The sequence below is a fragment of the Marinobacter antarcticus genome (assembly GCF_011049865.1).
Classification (GTDB): Bacteria; Pseudomonadota; Gammaproteobacteria; order Pseudomonadales; family Oleiphilaceae; genus Marinobacter; species Marinobacter antarcticus_A.
In genome coordinates this window covers 1-5,244 of record NZ_DRGY01000026.1, presented here as the reverse complement: position 1 = coordinate 5,244, position 5,244 = coordinate 1, and the positions used below count along the sequence as shown (strand labels likewise).

The 5,244-nt window shown below is 57.1% G+C and carries 6 protein-coding genes; 5 read left to right on the top strand and 1 reads right to left on the bottom strand.

Annotated elements, in window-relative coordinates; all coding sequences use genetic code 11:
* Positions 1–11 precede the first annotated feature (11 nt).
* Entirely contained in the window at positions 12–1,046 is a 1,035-nt protein-coding gene (locus tag ENI00_RS02805; protein ID WP_304098549.1) for a LacI family DNA-binding transcriptional regulator, read from the bottom strand.
* A gap of 146 nt (positions 1,047–1,192) precedes the next feature.
* Here ENI00_RS02805 and ltnD point away from each other — a divergent pair, with 146 nt between their 5' ends.
* The 5 genes from ltnD to ENI00_RS02780 all read left to right on the top strand — a co-directional run.
* Positions 1,193–2,128, top strand: a complete 936-nt coding sequence (gene ltnD / locus ENI00_RS02800; RefSeq protein WP_304098546.1) for an L-threonate dehydrogenase — start codon at positions 1,193–1,195, stop codon at positions 2,126–2,128.
* The gene (gene otnK, locus ENI00_RS02795; RefSeq protein ID WP_304098543.1) at positions 2,125–3,405 is read left to right on the top strand and encodes a 3-oxo-tetronate kinase; all 1,281 of its coding nucleotides are present in this window, start codon (positions 2,125–2,127) and stop codon (positions 3,403–3,405) included. The genes ltnD and otnK overlap by 4 nt, the downstream gene beginning before the upstream one ends.
* Complete coding sequence (gene otnC, locus ENI00_RS02790) at positions 3,402–4,043, top strand: 3-oxo-tetronate 4-phosphate decarboxylase (protein WP_304098541.1); 642 nt, start codon at positions 3,402–3,404, stop codon at positions 4,041–4,043. Before otnK ends, otnC begins: the two co-directional genes overlap by 4 nt.
* Positions 4,044–4,074: 31 nt before the next feature.
* Positions 4,075–4,869, top strand: coding sequence for a 2-oxo-tetronate isomerase (gene otnI, locus ENI00_RS02785; protein ID WP_304098538.1), 795 nt, complete (start codon positions 4,075–4,077; stop codon positions 4,867–4,869).
* 74 nt (positions 4,870–4,943) lie between these two features.
* Positions 4,944–5,244 (top strand): NAD-dependent epimerase/dehydratase family protein (locus tag ENI00_RS02780; protein ID WP_304098536.1); only part of this gene is annotated, 301 nt, incomplete at its 3' end.

Below are 5,244 nucleotides of genomic sequence, written 5' to 3'. Positions count from 1 at the left end.
TGGCAATTGTTTTAAGCGCTGTCACCAATCGACATCTCAAACCCGACATCGGTCTGGTTATTTTGGAGGTGCCGACCTTCAATTCGAGCAATGACCTGCTCAGCGGTCGCGCGACCAATCGTCTGGCGAGGCGAAATAATAGTGGTCAATGGTGGGGTGACATGCTGCCCGATTGGCAGCCCGTTAAAACCAGCGATGGCAATGGTTTCAGGCACCCGGATGCCTTGGCGCTGGGCGAGCAACAGCGCACCGGTAGCAAGGTCGTCATTGGCAAAATGAATGGCTGTGGCGTCCGGATAATCGGCGAGCACGATATCGAGCGAGCGAGCACCGGTTTCAAATTGGCCCAACTGATCCATGTCAAGCAGCGGTGCCTTCAGACCAACGGCCTCAAGCTCCGCCTTGTGGCCTTCATAGCGTAGTCCGGCACGGTAGTCTTGTTCGATCTGAGCAGCCACATAGACAATATTCCGATGTTTTTTCTCCAACAGGTAGCGCGCCATACGGCGCCCGGCCGCTTGATGATCAAGCCCGATGTTAAGGTCTATGGCATCACCCAATTCCATAATTTCAGCAATCGGGCCGTCCCATTCTTCCAGTATCCGCTGGCAGGCGGCGTTGTGACGCAAACCGGTGATTACCACGGCCGATGGCGACCAGCCAAGAAACGTCCTGACCAATTGGCACTCACGGTCAAGGTTGTAGTCGGTGTTGGCCAATAAGATTTGATAGCCCTGTTTTTCGAACTCACTTTGCAGGCCACTAATTACTTCGATAAACACGATATTGGACAACGACGGCACGATGACTGCAATGAAACGGGAACTGGCTGATGCCAGGCTTCCGGCAAGCATATTGCGGACGTATCCTACTTTGTCAATCGCCGCCTCAACCCGCTCTCGCGTTGCTGGGCGCACGGCACCGGTCGAGTTTATAACCCGGGAAACCGTAATTGCCGACACTTGGGCCTCCAGAGCGACATCTGCAATGGTTGGTTGCATAACGCTTTTGCGATGTCGCCTGGATTTATTGCTGGACGCTGGCACTTAATTTCTTCCTTGCTATTGCTTCGATACGGAGAATAATTTAATACTGATGTTAGCGCTAACATTTTATGATTAAGCATCGTTTTTTGCGGCTTGCTAAAGCCCTTCACGATGGAACTGCCACGCCACTGCGAGGGATCATTTAAGTGCCAAACAACAATTCAGTCATCGGTGTCGTTGGGTTGGGTGCCATGGGGATGGGCTCTGCCCTGGCCATGCTGGAAGCCGGGCTTTCTGTGATCGGGTGTGACATCTCCGTCAGCGCGCGCGATCTGTTCATGTCAAAAGGTGGACGGAGCGTGGCCTCGCCCGCTGAGCTGGCCGCCGAGTGCGACATAGTTGTGCTGTTGGTGGTGAATGCCGAGCAGGTTGAATCCGTGTTGTTTGGCGCGGATGGCGTGGCGGCCAAGCTGGCGCCGGGTAGTCTGGTGATGCAGTGTGCGACCGTTGCCCCCAGTTATGCCCGGGCGCTGGGCATTCGCTTAGCAGAGTCCGGTCTGCTGATGCTGGATTCCCCGGTCAGCGGAGGCACTGTCAAGGCAAGGGCTGGGCAACTGTCGGTGATGTCCTCCGGCGGCTCCGATGCCTACGCCAAGGGTGAAAACGTACTGGATGCGATGTCCGCAACGGTGTACCGGTTGGGTGATAGCGCGGGTGCCGGTTCCAGCGTCAAACTGGTCAATCAGCATCTGGCCGGTATTCATATTGCCGCAGCGGCTGAAGCGATGGCGTTGGGCATGCATATGGGGATCGACGCCAGCACGTTGTACGAGGTCATTACCCATTCCGCCGGTAACTCCTGGATGTTTGAAAATCGCGTACCCCACATCATCAAGGGCGACTACACCCCGCTGTCCGCCGTCGACATTTTCGTCAAGGACCTGAATATCGTGCATCAGACCGGTCGCGAGCTGTCGCTTGCGATGCCGGTCGCCGCGAGTGCGCTTCAGCAGTTCACGGCTGCTAGCGGCATCGGCCTGGGCCGCGAAGACGACTCCGCCGTGATCAAGGTCTATCAGAGATTGTCCGGAATTGAACTGCCGGAAGCTAAGGCGGCGCAGGATAAGGGGACTGCTGAATGAGTCTGGTATTGGGTGCAATCGCTGACGACTTCACCGGCGCAACGGATCTGGCCAATAATTTGGTTCGTGCAGGGATGAGGACACTGCAAGTAATTGGAATACCTGGGCCTGATTTGGCACTTGAGAACATCGACGCCGTGGTTGTGGCGTTCAAGTCCCGCTCGTGCCCGGTGCGCGAGAGTGTCGACAGCTCATTAGCTGCGTTGGCCTGGCTGCAAGCGCGAGGCGCCCGACAGATTTATTTCAAGTACTGCTCGACCTTTGACTCAACAGACGCCGGCAATATCGGCCCAGTCTCGGATGCATTGTTGGAGCGACTTGAGGCCAAACAAACGGTGATGGTGCCGGCATTTCCAGCCAACAACCGTACGGTTTACCAAGGCCACCTGTTTGTCGGTGACCGGTTACTCAACGACAGTGGAATGGAACATCACCCGCTCAACCCGATGCGGGATGCGGATCTTGTGCGCACCCTCTCACGTCAGACTGATCATGATGTCGGCCTGCTGGCCCGGTCGGACTTGGCTGCGGGTGTTAAGGCCTCGTCGGATCGTCTGGAAGCGCTCGCGGCGCAAGGCGTGCGCCACGTAATTTGCGACACGCTCGACGAGACCGATCTTGCAACCTTGGCTGCCGTGGTGGTGGAACTGCCGCTGGTCACTGGAGGTTCCGGCCTTGGTCAGGCGCTGCCTGCTGAGTATCGGCGACTGGGCTGGCTTGACACCGTGGATCAGGCTGGCCGTCTTGAACCGGCCAGTGGTGGAGCACTGGTGTTGTCGGGTAGCTGCTCTCAAGCGACCCTGTTGCAAATCAAACACTTCCTGAACCGTTACGAAGGTTTTGCTCTAGATCCACTAAAGCTGGCTAAAGATGATACCCAGATCGGCCAAGCCCTGAATTTTGCTCGTCAGCGCATGGGTGGCAAAGCGCCTGTTCTGATTTACGCCTCCGCAACTCCAGATATGGTCCGCCAAGCCCAAGATCAACTTGGTGTCGCGGTTGCTGGTGAACGTGTTGAACGGGCGCTGGCAGTGATCGCCAGCGAGTTGGTTGCTGAAGGCGCAGGCCGCTTACTGATTGCCGGGGGCGAGACTTCCGGAGCTGTGGTGTCAGCGCTTGGTATTTGTGAGCTGCGCATCGGTGACCAGATTGACCCGGGCGTGCCCTGGACTCAGACCCGCCTTAATGGCCGGCAGGCACCACTATCACTGGCGCTCAAGTCCGGTAACTTTGGCGGTGTCGATTTCTTTTCACGGGCGTTTGAGGTGTTGTTATGAGCACTATCAACTCACTGCGCGACGACATCACACGCTATGGCAAATCTCTATTTGATCGGGGCTTGACTATGGGCTCCAGTGGCAACATCAGCGTGCGCCTTGACGATGGCGGTTGGCTCATGACTCCCACCAATGCTTGCTTGGGATGGCTTGATCCAGCCCGCATCTCACAGCTGGATCGTCTTGGCCAACTGGTGGCAGGAGATCCTCCCACCAAGGAAAGTTTTTTGCATCAGGCCATGTATGGAGAACGGCCGCAATCAGGTGCAATTGTGCATCTACACTCAACCCACTCGGTGGCGGTTTCCTGCCTACCGGATGTTGATCCCCAAAATTGTATTCCACCCCTGACCGCCTATTACGTCATGCGCGTGGGCAAGTTGCCACTGGTGCCCTATCACATTCCCGGCGATGAAACTCTGGGCGATGCGGTTAAGGGCCTGGCGGGTCAGCACAGTGCCGTGTTGCTCGCCAATCACGGTCCGGTAGTGGCCGGCAAGTCGCTGGAGGCTGCGGTTTATGCCACCGAAGAACTTGAGGAAACCGCGAAACTGTTCCTGCTGCTGCGGGGGCAGAACCCTCGTAGTCTGACCGACGAGCAGGTCCGGGAACTGGAGATGCGCTTCGCGCGCAGCTGAACTAAATGATAAATCCGTTAAAGGACCCGAGATGATACGACTGGCCGCTAACTTGAGCATGCTGTTCACCGAGCATGGCTTTATGGATCGCTTTGCGGCCGCAGCAGCAGCGGGTTTTCGTGGGGTTGAATATCTCTTCCCCTATGACTACGAAGCCAGCGAACTGAGAGCCGTGCTGGATGAGAACCAGCTGACGCAGGTGCTTTTTAACCTGCCACCGGGCAACTGGGACACCGGCGAGCGAGGTCTGGCCAGTTTACCCGGGCGTGAGGACGAGTTTCGCGATTCCGTAGCCCGGGGTATTCATTACGCAGAGGCACTCAATTGCCCGCAGGTGCATGCGATGGCAGGCCTGCTGCCGGCGAACGCGAACGACGACGCCTACGAGGCACATCTGGCGACCTACGTGAACAATCTGCGCTACGCCGCCGGGGAACTGGCCAAAGCCGGCAAGACGCTGCTGATTGAACCGATTAATGGTCGTGATATGTCCGGCTTTTTTCTGCAACGCCAGGCCCAGGCGGCGGACATACTGGCGCGTGTCGGGGCGGATAATTTACGTGTGCAGTTTGATATCTACCACTGCCAGATCGTTGAGGGCGATGTGATCCGGAATCTTGAAGCCCAGTTTCCACACATCGGCCACGTCCAGATTGCCGGAGTCCCTGAACGACATGAGCCGGATGTCGGTGAACTGAACTACCCGGCAATTCTGCGCCACCTCAATGACCTGGGATATCAGGGTTGGGTGGGATGCGAATACCGTCCAGCCGGCGGCACCCGGGCGGGCCTGGGCTGGGGCGAAACGCACGGACTGACAACCTGAGAAGTGATCAATCATCGGGTCACGCACAACATCACTGAACGCAAGACAACATTCATAACAATAAGGAATTTGCCATGCACATCCTGATCACCGGCGCCGCCGGTTTTCTGGGCCAACGCCTGACCCAGGCGCTGGTTGCCCTCGGCGAACTCAATGGTCAGCCGCTAACGCAAATCACCCTGCTCGACCAGGTAAAGGCCGAGGCGCCCACTACTGCGTCCCTTGAGACGTCGAGCTATGCCATCGATATCACCTCACCGGGTGCGCTGGATGCGGTTCTACATGTCCGTCCCGATGTGATTTTCCACCTTGCAGCGGTGGTCAGTTCCGCAGCTGAGGCTGATCTGGAACTGGGAATGGCGGTCAACTTTGATG